The 13,010-nt window shown below is 72.0% G+C and carries 12 protein-coding genes and 1 riboswitch; of the genes, 6 read left to right on the top strand and 6 right to left on the bottom strand.

All coding sequences use genetic code 11. The features are described 5' to 3' along the window. Positions 1-69: 69 nt before the first annotated feature. Entirely contained in the window at positions 70-1,173 is a 1,104-nt protein-coding gene (locus tag OG870_RS28660; protein ID WP_266589457.1) for a ScyD/ScyE family protein, read from the bottom strand. Between the two features lie 279 nt (positions 1,174-1,452). Next, positions 1,453-1,604, top strand: a riboswitch (cyclic di-AMP (ydaO/yuaA leader). A gap of 8 nt (positions 1,605-1,612) precedes the next feature. Between OG870_RS28660 and OG870_RS28655 the strand changes: the two genes are divergently transcribed. Next, on the top strand, positions 1,613-2,767 hold the full coding sequence (locus OG870_RS28655) for a C40 family peptidase (RefSeq protein WP_266589455.1): 1,155 nt from the start codon (positions 1,613-1,615) through the stop codon (positions 2,765-2,767). 99 nt (positions 2,768-2,866) lie between these two features. Beyond that, positions 2,867-3,841, top strand: a complete 975-nt coding sequence (locus OG870_RS28650; protein ID WP_266589453.1) for a tellurite resistance/C4-dicarboxylate transporter family protein — start codon at positions 2,867-2,869, stop codon at positions 3,839-3,841. Here OG870_RS28650 and OG870_RS28645 read toward each other — a convergent pair. After that, positions 3,819-4,172 (bottom strand): hypothetical protein, encoded by a 354-nt coding sequence (locus tag OG870_RS28645; RefSeq protein ID WP_266589451.1) that lies wholly within the window; start codon positions 4,170-4,172, stop codon positions 3,819-3,821. The genes OG870_RS28650 and OG870_RS28645 overlap by 23 nt on opposite strands. A 470-nt stretch (positions 4,173-4,642) precedes the next feature. Between OG870_RS28645 and OG870_RS28640 the strand changes: the two genes are divergently transcribed. Further along, on the top strand, positions 4,643-5,713 hold the full coding sequence (locus OG870_RS28640) for a C40 family peptidase (protein WP_266589449.1): 1,071 nt from the start codon (positions 4,643-4,645) through the stop codon (positions 5,711-5,713). Between the two features lie 17 nt (positions 5,714-5,730). Here the strand turns inward: OG870_RS28640 and OG870_RS28635 are convergent, their stop codons facing one another. Further along, positions 5,731-6,456 carry a LuxR C-terminal-related transcriptional regulator gene (locus tag OG870_RS28635; protein ID WP_266519847.1) on the bottom strand — a complete coding sequence of 242 codons (726 nt, stop codon included), beginning with the start codon at positions 6,454-6,456 and terminating at the stop codon, positions 5,731-5,733. Continuing rightward, positions 6,456-7,745 (bottom strand): ATP-binding protein, encoded by a 1,290-nt coding sequence (locus OG870_RS28630; RefSeq protein ID WP_266520575.1) that lies wholly within the window; start codon positions 7,743-7,745, stop codon positions 6,456-6,458. The genes OG870_RS28635 and OG870_RS28630 overlap by 1 nt, the downstream gene beginning before the upstream one ends. A 629-nt stretch (positions 7,746-8,374) precedes the next feature. Between OG870_RS28630 and OG870_RS28625 the strand changes: the two genes are divergently transcribed. Further along, a complete protein-coding gene (locus OG870_RS28625) occupies positions 8,375-9,694 on the top strand; it encodes a PspC domain-containing protein (RefSeq protein ID WP_266520572.1) in 1,320 nt (439 codons plus the stop codon). After that, positions 9,681-9,926, top strand: coding sequence for a hypothetical protein (locus OG870_RS28620; RefSeq protein ID WP_266519845.1), 246 nt, complete (start codon positions 9,681-9,683; stop codon positions 9,924-9,926). The genes OG870_RS28625 and OG870_RS28620 overlap by 14 nt, the downstream gene beginning before the upstream one ends. 69 nt (positions 9,927-9,995) lie before the next feature. Here the strand turns inward: OG870_RS28620 and OG870_RS28615 are convergent, their stop codons facing one another. Both OG870_RS28615 and OG870_RS28610 read right to left on the bottom strand, forming a co-directional pair. After that, entirely contained in the window at positions 9,996-10,526 is a 531-nt protein-coding gene (locus tag OG870_RS28615; RefSeq protein ID WP_266519843.1) for a DoxX family protein, read from the bottom strand. 129 nt (positions 10,527-10,655) lie between these two features. Further along, complete coding sequence (locus tag OG870_RS28610) at positions 10,656-11,939, bottom strand: hypothetical protein (protein ID WP_266519841.1); 1,284 nt, start codon at positions 11,937-11,939, stop codon at positions 10,656-10,658. Positions 11,940-12,079: 140 nt separating this feature from the next. Between OG870_RS28610 and OG870_RS28605 the strand changes: the two genes are divergently transcribed. Then, the gene (locus OG870_RS28605) at positions 12,080-12,973 is read left to right on the top strand and encodes a DUF4429 domain-containing protein (RefSeq protein ID WP_266589443.1); all 894 of its coding nucleotides are present in this window, start codon (positions 12,080-12,082) and stop codon (positions 12,971-12,973) included. The last annotated feature ends 37 nt before the right edge of the window (positions 12,974-13,010 follow it).

Genomic DNA, 13,010 nt, shown 5'->3' with positions numbered 1-13,010 from the left:
GTGCCCCACTGACAGCCCGCCGCCGCCCCGAGAACTTCCGCCGAATCGGGGGTCTCGTGGGCCTCGGTCTCAGAAGCCGCGGATCTTCCAGATCTGGCCGCCCTGCGTCTTCCTGCCCTCCAGGACCGTGCCGTCACGGTCCGCGACCGACCAGGCCGAGACGTAGACCGTGCCGCCCCGCGGGTCGACGGCCACGCCTGCCGGGAAGGGCACCTTCACGTCCGTACGCCTGGCGCCCGAGACCTTGGTCACGACTCCGGCGAAGAGCCGGCTGACGTACAGGTCGCCCCGTTTGTTGAAACCGATGCCCGTGATCGCGCCGAAGCCGGGCTTCCAGCCGAGGATCTTTCCGCTCCAAGGGTCGACCTGCCACGCGCGCGCGGTGGGCTTCGCGGGCTCGCCGTTCAGCTCGCCGACGTAGAGGTTGCCGTCCGGGCCGAGGGCCAGGGAGGCGGGGACGGCCTCGTGCTTGTCGTGGTCCCTGAAGACCGTGAACTGGCGGGCCCTGCCGCTCCTGGACACCACGATCAGGTCGTTGCCGGCCGCGTCCGCGACGATCCCGCGGCCGTCGGGGAGGGCCGGGACGGCGTACGGGTTGGAGTCGACGGCCGTCTTGTGCGGGTTGTACTTCAGTTCCACGGCGGAGATGTCGGCGGCGATCCTCGCCCTGCCACGGTCGATCGACAGCAGCTTGCCGAGCTTGTTCCAGGGCGGGGCAGTGGGCACACCGGCCTCCGGCGGGGCCCGGGTCTCCACACCCCAGACACTGCCGTGGCGGGCCGAGACGCCGTTCAGGCCGACCGCGAAGCCGCCGTCGGGCGCACCGGCCGAGGACGGGCCGTCGACCAGGCGGTGGTGCTTCCAGGCGTCCCCCTCCCGGAAGACCTTGCTGACCGCCGCCGTCAGGCCGATGCAGGTAGGGCCCTCGGGTCCCTCGCCGAGGCACTTCTTTCCGCCGCGGCCGGCCTCGGCGACGTACAGACGGCCGTGGTCGTAGGAGAGCCGGCGCGGATGGTCGAGGCCCTTGGCGATCACGCGGATCACCGGCTTGCCGTCAAAGTGCCCGCCGGAGGCGCTCGCGGGTGCGATGCCCGCGGTGGCGGCCAGGGCGACCGATGCGCCGATGTGCCGATGTGCCGATGTGCCGATGACGAGTGCTGCACGCTTTGTCATGGTCGTACCCCCTCACCCGCCGCGGCATCTGACCGCGGCTGGCTGGAAGTTAGCGCCAGGAAGCGGGCGCATGCCGCCAGCCCGGTCAAAATACGTATAAATCTACGCAGATCATTCCGTAAGGACCACGTTGCGCGACGTCCTGACCCAAGGTCACGAAAACGTATCGGGCATATCGAACATCAACCTTCACACGGGCCACACGAGTTGGCTACCGTTCCGAGCAGGCCGCACGACACCCACCGGCGAACGTCGCCGGGCCGCGCAGCCTCCGCCGAGTCCGGTGTGCCGCCGCGCATCCGGAGCCGGGGACCCACCGATCCCGGGGTGAATCGGTCCGACTCCCATCCGGGGGCGGACCATAGGGCAACCCTTCCGAACCACCCGCCCGAACCCGACAGCTAACTCGGTAGGCGGAACGTGGAAGGAGTCGCCTCCCTTGGCGTCGCACCGTAAGTCACGCCCCGCTGTAACGCGCGTAGCAGGCATACGCACCCCCGCTCTCGCCACGGCCGCCCTCACCTCCGTGGCCCTGCTGTCCCAGTCGGCCAATGCCGCCCCCGCCACCGACGGGCAGCCCAGTCTCGAGGAGGTCGAGAAGAAGGTCGACGACCTCTACCGCCAGGCGGAGTCGGCCACCGAGAAGTACAACGCGGCCAAAGAGAAGACCACGACGCAGCGCAAGCGCGTCGACACCCTCCTCGACGATGTCGCCCAGCGCGCCCAGAAGCTCAACGCGGAGCGGGAGGAACTCGGTTCCTACGCCGCCGCCCAGTACCGGACCGGCGCAGCCGCACCCGACACGGCGACCTTCCTGCTCGCCGACTCGCCGCAGGACTACTTCGACCAGACGCAGCTGATGGGCCGGCTGACCTCCCGCCAGAAGAGCGCGGTCGACGACTACTTCACCGAGCAGTCCGCGACGATGAAGAAGCGGCAGGAGGCCTCCAAGAGCCTTCAGACGCTCACCGAGACACAGAGCGACCTGCAGACGGCCAAGTCCACGGTGCAGGCGAAGCTCTCCGGCGCGCGCGAGCTGCTGTCGAAGCTGACCGCCGAGGAGAAGGCGCGTCTCGCGGCGATCCAGCGGAAGAAGGAGCAGGAGGCCGCGCGCAAGGCGGCGGAGCTGGCCGAGCGACAGGCGGCCGAGCAGAAGGCCAAGGAGGAGGCCTCGGCCGGCGGGAGCGGTTCCTCCGCGGACTCGGGCAGCACCTCCGGCACCGGCTCCTCGTACGCCACGAAGGCCGAGAAGACGCTCGCCTTCGCCCGTGCGCAGATCGGCAAGCCGTACGTCTGGGGCGCCACCGGCCCCGGCTCCTACGACTGCTCCGGCCTCACCCAGGCCGCCTGGAAGGCCGCCGGCGTCAGCCTCCCGCGCACCACCTACGACCAGGTGAACGCCGGCACCACCGTCCCCCTGGCCGACGCACAGCCGGGCGACCTGATCTTCTTCTACGACGACATCAGCCACGTCGGCATCTACATCGGCAACGGCATGATGATCCACGCCCCGAAGCCCGGTGCGTACGTCCGCGAGGAGTCGGTCTACTACGGCGGCGAATCGATCATCCACAGCGTGGTGCGGCCGGCCTGAGGCACCCGGGAGCGGGGCACGCGCGCGTGCAGGTGTTTTTGGACCCACGCGCGCGTGCCCCGCGCCCCCGGGGCGGCAGGGCTCCCTAGGCTCGGCCCCATGTCCGCCTCCTCCGCTTTCCGCGCCTGGTGGGCGCAGCGTCCGCCGGCGGCCGGGGCCGCCGTGATGGCGACCGGCATCGTGTCGGTCGGGCTGCATCTGACGGGGTACGAGGTGGTGTCGCGGATCGCCCTGGTCCTGGCCTGTGTCGCCTGGGTGGGGATGGCCGCGGACTTCGCCGTGCGTCTGGTGCGGGACCGGGAGAAGTGGCTGGCGGAGGCGCGGACACCGGACTCGCTCACCGCCGTCGCGGCGACCGCCGTCCTCGGGACCCGGTTCTCCGCCCTCGGATGGCAGGCCCTCGCCGAGGCCCTGCTCGCGCTGGCGACCGTGCTGTGGCCCGTGCTGCTCGTCGACGTCGTACGGCACTGGTGGCATCGCATGCCGGGCTCGGTGTTCCTGTGTTGCGTGGCCACACAAGGGCTCGCGGTGCTCGGCGCCACGCTCGCCGCAGCCGAGACGACGGCATGGCTCGCGCACGCGGCACTCGTGCTGTTCTGGCTCGGGCTCGTGCTCTACGGCTTCGCGCTGACCCGCTTCGACCTGCGGCAGCTCACTCAGGGCCACGGGGACCACTGGGTGGCGGGCGGTGCGCTCGCCATCTCGGCGCTCGCCGGATCGAGGCTTCTCACCGCGGACAGCGCACGCCTGTACCTGTGGAACGACGACGACCGCGGCGTCCTGCGCGCCGTCACCGTCGCGCTGCTCGTGCTCGACATCGCCTGGTGCGCCGTACTGCTGGTCGCGGAGGTGGTCCGGCCGCGGCTCGGCTACGACGCGCGCCGCTGGGCGACCGTGTTCCCGATCGGGATGACGGCGGCGGCCGTGCTGTCCGCCTCCGCCGCCCTCGACGTCCCGTGGCTCAAGGGGCCCGGGCAGGTGCTGCTGTGGATCGCCGTGGCGGCATGGGTGGCCGTCGCCGCGGGGGCCGTCACCTCGGCCCGCGTCGGCATCAGGTCCACAGCACCGCGATGAAGATGTTCGCCGTGGTGAGCAGGCCCACCACCCCGAACATGCTCTTGTCGACCGTCTCGTCGTCCCGCTTCACATAGACCAGGCCGAGGATCACGACCAGCAGGGCCAGTTTCAGGCCGATCTTGACGGTGTTGACGTGATGGCCGTCGGCCTGGTTGAGGCCGACCAGGATCGCGCCGGTGACCAGCATCGTCAGCGCCCCGTGCAGCATGCCGGGGACGAAGCGGGCCGTGCCCTGCCCCATCGCCTTCATCTGGGTGAGGAAGCCGCCGAGCAGCGCGGCGATGCCGATGATGTGCAGGCCGACGAAGAGATGGATGAGTACGTCCATGAGGCCGGAGCTTAAACAGGGGCTCACGGGGCGTCCGACACCGCCCCGCCCTTCACCTCGTGGACCGTGCATATATGCGGGGCGGCGGCTCATAGCAGCTCGCCATCTGCCGGGGCCCCAGAACCGTCACTTCGGTCAGCGCACCGCGTGAAGTCGACGGCAGGGGCTGCGGATCACGGACGTATACGGTCACCCGGCGATCCGCCCGCGGCACTTCCGCACATCGCGTTACCGAGCCGACACCGTCAGGTTTAGCGTCCTCCACCAGGTGGCCGGCTCCCCACCGCCGCCCGGGCCAGGGGCGGCAGTCGGACACCACCGCCGAGAAGGTCCGGCGGCGGACCGTTCCCCCTGTGCGGGCCGCCGCCGGACGCGTAAGCCGCTCGGAACGAGTCAGAACAAGGCGGAACAGAGCGGACAGGACGAACAAGGCGGAACACGGCGGTTCTACGAAAGGACGTGCAGTCCACGTGGCAGCGCACCGCAAGCCCAGCCGGCGCTCGCTCAGCGGCAGTTCGGCCCGGACCGCGTTCACGATCGCCCTGGCGGGTGCGGCGACCGCGACCGGCTTCGACGGGACCGGGCACGCCGAACCGGAGCTGACTCCCGCGCAGGTCAAGGCGAAGGCGGACAAGCTGTACCAGGAGGCGGAGGCCGTCACCGAGAAGTACAACGGGGCGAAGGAGAAGGCGGACGCCGCCGAGCAACGGCTGTCGACGCTGCGGGACGAGGCGGCACGCAAGACGGACAGGCTCAACTCGGCGCGGGACGCGCTGGGTTCGATGGCCGCGGCGCAGTACCGCGACGGCGGCCTCGACCCGGCGCTGCAACTCGCGTTGTCCAACGACCCGGACCGCTACCTCGAGGGAGCCGAGTTCGCCGACCGGGCGGGCACCCGGCAGGCGGCGGCCGTCGCGGGCGTACGGAAACAGCTGCGGGAGATCGAGCAGCTGCGCGGGGCCGCGCGCATCGAGCTGACCGCGCTCAAGTCCCGGCAGGCGGAGCTGAAGCGGGACAAGAAGACGATCACCGGGAAGCTGGCAGCGGCACGGCGGCTGCTGGCTCGGGTCCCGGCCGCGGAACGCGCTCGGCTCGGCCTCGGCGAGGACGCAGGCACGCGCGCGTCACGGTCCGGCCCGGGCACCCGGGTCGGCCTGGAAACGCCCGGTTCCGCGACGGCCGAGGCGCCCGGCTCCCGTGCCGCGGCCGCCGTCTCGTACGCCTACGCCAAACTCGGCAGCCCCTATGTGTGGGGCGCGACCGGCCCGGACTCCTTCGACTGCTCGGGCCTCGTCCAGGCCGCCTACCGCTCGGCGGGCATCTCCCTGCCCCGCACGACCTACGCCCAGATCGGCTCGGGCAGGCGTGTCTCCCGCTCCGAACTGGCCCCGGGCGACCTCGTGTTCTTCTACTCCGGCATCAGCCATGTCGGCATCTACGTCGGCAACGGCCAGATGATCCACGCCCCGAATCCGTCGGCGCCGGTGCGGCTGGCGCCGATCGACGAGATGCCGTTCGCCGGCGCCACCCGGGTGGCGTGAGCGTCGGATCCCGGTGCTCAGACCAGCCGTCGCGCCGTGGCCCACCGGGTCAGCTCGTGCCGGTTCGACAGCTGCAACTTCCGCAGGACCGCCGAGACATGGGACTCGACCGTCTTCACGGAGATGAAGAGCTGCTTGGCGATCTCCTTGTACGCGTATCCGCGTGCGATGAGCCGCAGCACCTCCCGCTCCCGCTGGGTGAGGCGGTCCAGGTCCTCGTCGACCGGCGGGGCGTCCGTGGAGGCGAAGGCGTCGAGGACGAACCCGGCCAGGCGCGGGGAGAAGACGGCGTCGCCCTCCTGGACGCGGAAGACGGAGTTGACAAGGTCCGTGCCGGTGATCGTCTTGGTGACGTAGCCGCGCGCACCGCCGCGGATCACGCCGATCACATCCTCCGCCGCGTCCGACACGGACAGCGCGAGGAAGCGCACCGGCTGCTCGGCGTCCGCCATCAACGCGGCGCAGCGGCGCAGCACTTCGACCCCGCCGCCGCCCGGGAGGTGGACGTCGAGAAGGACCACCTCGGGGCGGGTCGCGGCGATGACCGTGACCGCCTGGTCGACGTCGGCGGCCTCGCCGACGACCTCCACACCGGTCTCGTCGGTCCGGCCGATCTCGGCCTGGACGCCCGTACGGAACATGCGGTGGTCGTCGACGAGGACCACACGCACATGGCGCTCGCCCGCGCCGCCCGCAGCCGTCGGCTCAGTAGGCTCCGCGTTCGCCTCGGTCGGGTCGCTCATCACGTCTTCTCCGCCCTCTCCATCTCCAGCTCGACCTCCGTGCCGCCGTCGGGCACCGCGCGCAGCCGCGCCGTGCCGCCGTTGCGCTCCATGCGGCCGATGATCGATTCTCTGACGCCCATACGGTCGGCGGGTATCGAGTCCAGGTCGAAACCGGGGCCTCGGTCCCGGACCGACACGAAGACCGTCCTTCCCTCGACTTCGGCGTAGACCTGTACGGCGCCGCCCTCGCCACCGTACTTGGCGGCGTTCACCATCGCCTCGCGCGCGGCCTGCATCTGTGCGCCGACGCCGTCGTCGAGCGGGCAGTCGCCGACTATGACGACCTCTATGGGGACGCCGTGCTTGTCCTCCACCTCCGCGGCGTTGCGCCGCACCGCGTCGGCGAGGGTGGTGGGTTCGTCGGCCTCGTCCTTGCCGGTGCCCTCGGGTTTGTAGAGCCAGGTGCGCAGGTCGCGCTCCTGGGCACGGGCGAGGCGGCGCACCTCGTTCGCGTTCTCCGCGTTGCGCTGGATCAGGGTCAGGGTGTGCAGCACGGAGTCGTGGACATGGGCGGCGACCTCGGCACGCTCCTGCGCGCGGATGCGCATCAGCCGCTCCTCGGAGAGGTCCTGGGTCATACGGACGAGATACGGCCCCGCGAGGAGCGTTATCCCGACGAGGACCGCGAGGGCCGCCTGCAGGACGGAACCCAGATGGGCGGCGGAGCCCTGCAGCACGAAGATGCCGGAGACGCCCGCGGTGACGAGGAGGACACCGCCCGCGGCACGCAGCAGGGTAAGCGTGCGCCGGCGGCTGCCGACCTCGACCCAGCGGGCCCGGCGGGCGTTGTCCGCCTGGCGCCAGACCAGGGCGACGCCCGCGCCGACCAGGACGACGGGCCAGAGGTAGACCTTGGCGCCACCGCTCAGGTTCACGTTGCCCACGAAGACCATGGCCACCACGACCATGAGGAGCAGGGCGACGATCTGGCCCCGGTCCGGCCTGCGGGCGACCAGTCTGCGGCGGCCGTCGGGCGAGGTCTCGGTGCCGACCAGCGACGGGGGTTTCTGTCCGCCGACGCCGCCGACGCCGAGCGGCACGAAGAACCAGAACGCGGCGTACAGCAGCGCGCCGAGGCCGTCCGCCATGAACAGGCCCACGAAGACGAGCCGCACCCAGATGACGGGCAGCCCGAGGTGCCCTGCGAGCCCCCGCGCCACGCCACCGAGCCAGCGTCCGTCGCTGCTGCGGTAGAGCTTGCGCGGCGGCCGCGGTTCGACGAGTGGCGCTGCGGCGGCTTCCGGCATGGCATCGATACTCACACGGTCGGCGGACACGGGCATCAGGGTCGACCCCCGAGACTCCCCTGATCTTCGAAGCCGGGCCGCGTCGAACGCCTCCCGGGCGCCGGCTCAGGGGCGATATCAGGGTCCGGCCAGGGTCGAACCGACTCCCGCCCGGGCTGCCCGGCCGTCACCATGGACACATGACAGATCACGAGCGCGCCGCGACGGGTCCGGGACCCGGCTCCGGCCCGCGCCCCGCTCCGGGCGCCGGGCCGCAGGACGCCGAGCGCGCCGCGGACGCCGCACCCGCGGCCGGGGCGGGACCCGGCGGCGGGCCCGGGACCGGTGCCGATCCGGGCCCCGGCAGTGGAGAAGGACCCGGCGCCGGGCCGAAGCCCGATGCTCAGCAGAACCCCGGTGCTCGGCCGGACCCCGGCACCGCCGCACCCTCGGCCGGGGCAGCACCCGGCAGTGGAGCAGGACCCGCCGCCGCAGCAGGACCCAGTGCCCAACCGAACCCCGGTGCCGGTCCGAACCCCGGTGCCCGGCCGGACCCCGGTGCGGGAACTGCCCCGGGCCCCGGCACCCCTGCCGACTCGGCATCCGGTGCCCCCTCCGGCGCGGGCGCGGGGTCGCGGGCGGGCGGGCGAGTGGGGGCGCAGGGCGGGGGAAGCTCGGACGCGGAGGCCGGCGGGGCCCCCCGCAGGCTCCGGCGCGACCGGCGGTACAAGACGCTGGCCGGGGTGTGTTCCGGGCTCGGGCGGCAGTGCGACATGGACCCGGTGATCTTCCGGATCACCCTCGTCGTGCTCTCCATGACCGGCGGCATCGGCCTGATCTTCTACGGCTTCGCGTGGCTCCTCGTCCCGTACGAGGACGAGGAGGAGAACGAGGTCCGCAAGCTGCTCACCGGCAGGGTCGACGGCCAGGCGCTGACCGCGGTGCTGTTCGCGCTGGTCGGCTGCGGCGTGTTCCTGACCATGCTGAGGAACGGCAGCGTGCTGGCCTTCGCCGTCGTTCTCTCCCTGCTCCTGGCGGGCGCCGGTTACTGGTCGCGGCAGCGCGGCGCTCCCGACCCCGACCCGCTGGCCGCCCAGGCCGCCGCCGACGCCCCGCCGGAGGCGCAGGCACCGCCGGTCCCTGCCGCCTACCCCTCCTGGTGGCGCGACCCCATCGTCAAGGACGGCACACATGTGGGCGGCACCGGCTATCTGTGGGGCCCCCAGGACTCACGCGACCGGGACATCGCGGCGGCGGTCAACATCAGCCTGGGCAACTCCTGGACCGACCGCGCGACGTCCATACGGACCCCGCGCCCCCCGGCACCGAAACCGCGCGGCCCCCGCTGGATCGGCGGCTGGGTCTTCCTGCTGGCGGTGGGCGCCGGAGCCCTCGGCACAGGTCTTATGTGGGACGACCACGCGCTGGGCACCAGCCTGCAGACCGGGCTCGCCTGCGCGCTGACCGTCTTCGGTCTGGGCATCGCGCTCAGCGCGTTCCTGGGGCGGACGGGAGCGGGGTCGGTCTTCCTCGCCATCGTCACGGCGGCCCTGCTGGGCGCGTCGGCCGCACTGCCCAAGGACATCGACACCCACTGGGAACGCCTGACCTGGCGGCCGGCCGCGGTCGCGGACGTACGGCCGAAGTACGAACTCGGCACCGGCGTCGGCACCCTGGACTTCAGCAAGCTGAACATGGACAAGGGGCGGACCGTGAGCACGGACGCCTCGGTCGGCGCGGGCCGGCTGAAGGTGATCGTGCCGAAGGACGTCACCGTACAGCTGAGCATCGACGTGGGGGTGGGCGACATCCAACTGCCGGGCGACAAGCACAAGGACGTGGACGTGGAGCCGGGCAAGCACAAAGAGGTGACCCTGCCACCGGTCGCGGGCGGCAAGAACACCGGCACGCTCGACCTCGACCTCCATGTCGGCGTCGGACAGGCGGAGGTGGCACGTGCTGCGTCATGAGTTCCAGCCCGGGAAGCTGGTCGCCGGTTTCTTCCTCGCCCTGGCGGGCGTCATCTTCGCCGGTGACGCGGGCGGGCTGTGGGAGACGCCGTGGTTCGCGGTGATACCCGTCGTCACGGGCGGACTGTGCCTCGCCGGGGCGGTCGGGGTGGTGAGCCGGGCCGTACGCCGGCGACGAGCCGTCGCACGGCCCACGGACACGGCGCAGACACCGCTGGACGCATCGCGCTGAAAGGGGCGGTGGCGGAGGGCTCCGGGTCGCCCCGGGGCTCCGCCACCGGTAGCCCCCGCCGACCAGGAGCTACCGGTAACCTCCCGCCCGCCGCCTTCGCCGCGCGCGGAGCGCGGCGTCCAGGGAGAACACGGAGGCGCCGGCGAGGACGAGGGGGATCCAAGCCATCAGATAGGCGAGGTCGTTGCCGTAGTAGTACGGGTCGGAGGACCAGCTCACGGTCAGCCACAGGCTGAGGGAGATCAGTGCGCCGCCGAGCGCGGCGAGGCGGGCGAGCAGGCCGATCAGGGTGCCGATGCCGACGGCCAACTCGCCGAGTGCGATGGCGTATCCGAAGCCCACGGGGTTCTTCAGAGCCATGTCGACCAAGGCGGGGATGGCGGAGGAGTTGCGGACGCCGCGCATCATGTCGCCGATCGAGCCGCTGCCGGAGTCCTTCATGAACGCGCTGTTGGTGAGTTTGTCGAGGCCGGCGTAGATGAAGGTGACGCCGAGGAAGACACGAAGAGGAAGGAGGGCGTATCGGGTGGCGGCATCGCGCCAGCTCCGGTCGCCGTCGAGATAGGGGGTGTGCGTGTCGGTGCGCATGCCATGAGTCATCGCTGTCGCCTCTCGCCCGCTGTGCCCGGGACCCCACACAAGACGATACGTACGTAAGGGACGGTGCGCTCAATCCGCTCGTACCGATTTCGGCGCCGGTGCGGAGGCACTGCTCCTCAGTCCGTCGCCTCAGTCCGTCACGTCGATCGCGTATCTGTTGGTCTCTACCCCCGCTGCCGTCACTACTTGCACCTCGACCCTCCCCGGTTCCACGTCCGCCGGTACGGGGACGGTCAGTACCGCGTCCGTCGGGTTGCTGAAACCGCCGGTCACGGGGACGAGCGGCACATGGACGTTGACCGTGCCGATGCGGACCACCATCCGCGTCAGCCGGTCGGCACCGTGCGTGCCCGGGGGGACGAAGCCCGCGCCGCGGATCTCGATGTCGTCGCCCGTGCGGATGGGGCCGTCGAGGTCGCCGGCCTCGCGGGCGCGCACCACGGAGAGGATCACGGGGCGGCCGCCCTCCGCGTACTTGCCGGCCACATAGGTCGCCGCCGACACCAGCACCACCACCGCGAGACCCCACGGAAGGTCCGGCAGCTGGTCCGGGCGCCGGGCGAGCCGCACCGCGGCGAACAGCAGGGCGACGGCGCTGATCACGACGTACTGGATGTCGGCGAAGGTGCCACGCCCCGCGTCGTCGGTGAGCAGGTCGGCCGCCCGGGGCCGGTACGCCCGTACCTTCTGCAGCCGCTGGCCGAGGATCCGCAGCCCGACCACGCGCCGCACCAGCACCGCGATGCCGCACACCACGGCGAGGACGGTCACGACACCGGCGCCGCGGGCGAGTTCGAGGCCGGAGATCAGCGCGTCGCGCTCCGCGTGGTCGGACGCGGCGGCGAGGCGGACGGCCAGGACCAGCACGGCGTAGACGATGAACAGCACCCAGGCCGCCGCCACCGTGCGGGAGGTGGACAGACGGTTGTCCTCGCCGATGACGGGAGCCAGTACGCCGCCCCGCGCGCGGTGGAACCAGGACGCCGCGGTCAGTACACCACCCGTGATCAGGGCCGCCAGCAGACCCGCCGTGCGCGCCGTCGTCCAGCCCGCGCCGATCGCGGTCAACGCCTGCACCAGCAGCAACACGACCACCAGTGACCACACCGCACACACCGTCCACCGCCACAGGCGGGCCAGCCAGGCCTCGCCCTCGGCGCGGCCGCGGTCGGCCACGAGTCCGGCGGACTGGCTGAGCTCCTCCGAGACCCACTGGCGGGAAGCCGAGGCCGAGTGGGCCACCGCGGCGGGCACGCCCTCTCCGGCCGCGAACCCGTCGCGCATCAGCAGGAATTCGGCGACCGCGCGCCGGTGCCCCTCGCGCGCCCCGTGCGGGCAGTCCCCGCAGGTGCAGCCGCCTCCATGGGAGCCTCCCGGCACGTCCGCGCCGCCTCTCGCCTCCTGCACCGCCACGCCCGCCGCCCGCCTTCCCCGCAACCCCCCGTGTGATGACAGCGAATTGTGCCCTACGCCACCCCACCCGCGTCCGGCAGGTCTGGTCAGCGCGGGGTGAAGCGGGCCCGCCGTGTTGACCCTGCTGCGAGAATTTCCCTATGGCCGAGATCATCCAGCGGGACGGGACCTGGGCCTTCGACGGCACCACGGTCAGGATCACGCCGGGTCTGCACCGCTCCGTGCCACTGTTCCGGCAGACGTACGGGGAGGTGGCGGTCCCCCTCGAAGCCGTCGCGGGCGTGGTCTTCGAACCCGAGCGCAAGCGCGGACGGCTGCGGATGCGGCTGCGCGAGGGGGCCGACCCACTGCTCCAGGCGACCGGCGGACGGCTGCCGGACGCGGCCGATCCTTACCGGCTGCAGGTGGACGTGGACCGTGCCGGGGTCGCCGAGTACGTCGCCGAGGAGATCCGCCAGGCCCTCATGCTGGACCAGGTGCCCAAGGAGCCGACGAAGGCGTACATGCTGCCGGGGCCGCCCGTTCCGGTCTCGGTCCGTTCCTCCGACGGCACCGTCTCCTTCGACGGCAACCAGGTGCGCATCGACTGGGCCGACACCTCCGAGCGGGTCAAGCGCGCGACCGGGCCACGGATCATCACGGTCGGCGATCTCGTCCAGGTGGAGTGGCTGCCCAACTCCGGCTACGAGGACGGCTTTCTGCGGTTCGTGACCCGCGAGACGGTGTTCTCCAAGCTGCCGCCGGAGAAGGACCCCTTCGCCCTGGACCTGTGGGGCAGTGCCCGCCGCGACCTGCTCACGGCGCTCGTGGCCACCGCGATCACCGCCCGCCTGCCGCACCCGTCCGCCCGCAACGGGGGCGGGTACGGCGAGTTGGAGGCCCGGCGGAAGCCGGCGCCCGCCGTCCCGGCCCCGGCCGACCACCACGACGTACTCCTGCGGCGCCTGCGGGAGTTGGGTGAGCTGCACCGGGACGGGGTGCTCACGGACGAGGAGTTCGCGATGACCAAGGCGGCCGTCCTGCGTGGCTTCTGAGCCGCACCGGCCGCCCGCACCCCCGGCCCCCGGTCGG

The organism is Streptomyces sp. NBC_00461 (assembly GCF_036013935.1).
In the GTDB taxonomy this organism is placed as follows: Bacteria; Actinomycetota; Actinomycetes; order Streptomycetales; family Streptomycetaceae; genus Streptomyces.
This window is presented reverse-complemented; position numbering and strand designations above follow the sequence as displayed.

Coding starts and splice junctions, on each gene's coding strand:
- OG870_RS28645 (WP_266589451.1), bottom strand. CDS start 4,172: ATGGACGTACTCATCCATCTCTTCGTCGGCCTGCACATCATCGGCATC.
- OG870_RS28630 (WP_266520575.1), bottom strand. CDS start 7,745: ATGCCGGAAGCCGCCGCAGCGCCACTCGTCGAACCGCGGCCGCCGCGC.
- OG870_RS28635 (WP_266519847.1), bottom strand. CDS start 6,456: ATGAGCGACCCGACCGAGGCGAACGCGGAGCCTACTGAGCCGACGGCT.
- OG870_RS28615 (WP_266519843.1), bottom strand. CDS start 10,526: ATGACTCATGGCATGCGCACCGACACGCACACCCCCTATCTCGACGGC.
- OG870_RS28650 (WP_266589453.1), top strand. CDS start 2,867: ATGTCCGCCTCCTCCGCTTTCCGCGCCTGGTGGGCGCAGCGTCCGCCG.
- OG870_RS28660 (WP_266589457.1), bottom strand. CDS start 1,173: ATGACAAAGCGTGCAGCACTCGTCATCGGCACATCGGCACATCGGCAC.
- OG870_RS28605 (WP_266589443.1), top strand. CDS start 12,080: ATGGCCGAGATCATCCAGCGGGACGGGACCTGGGCCTTCGACGGCACC.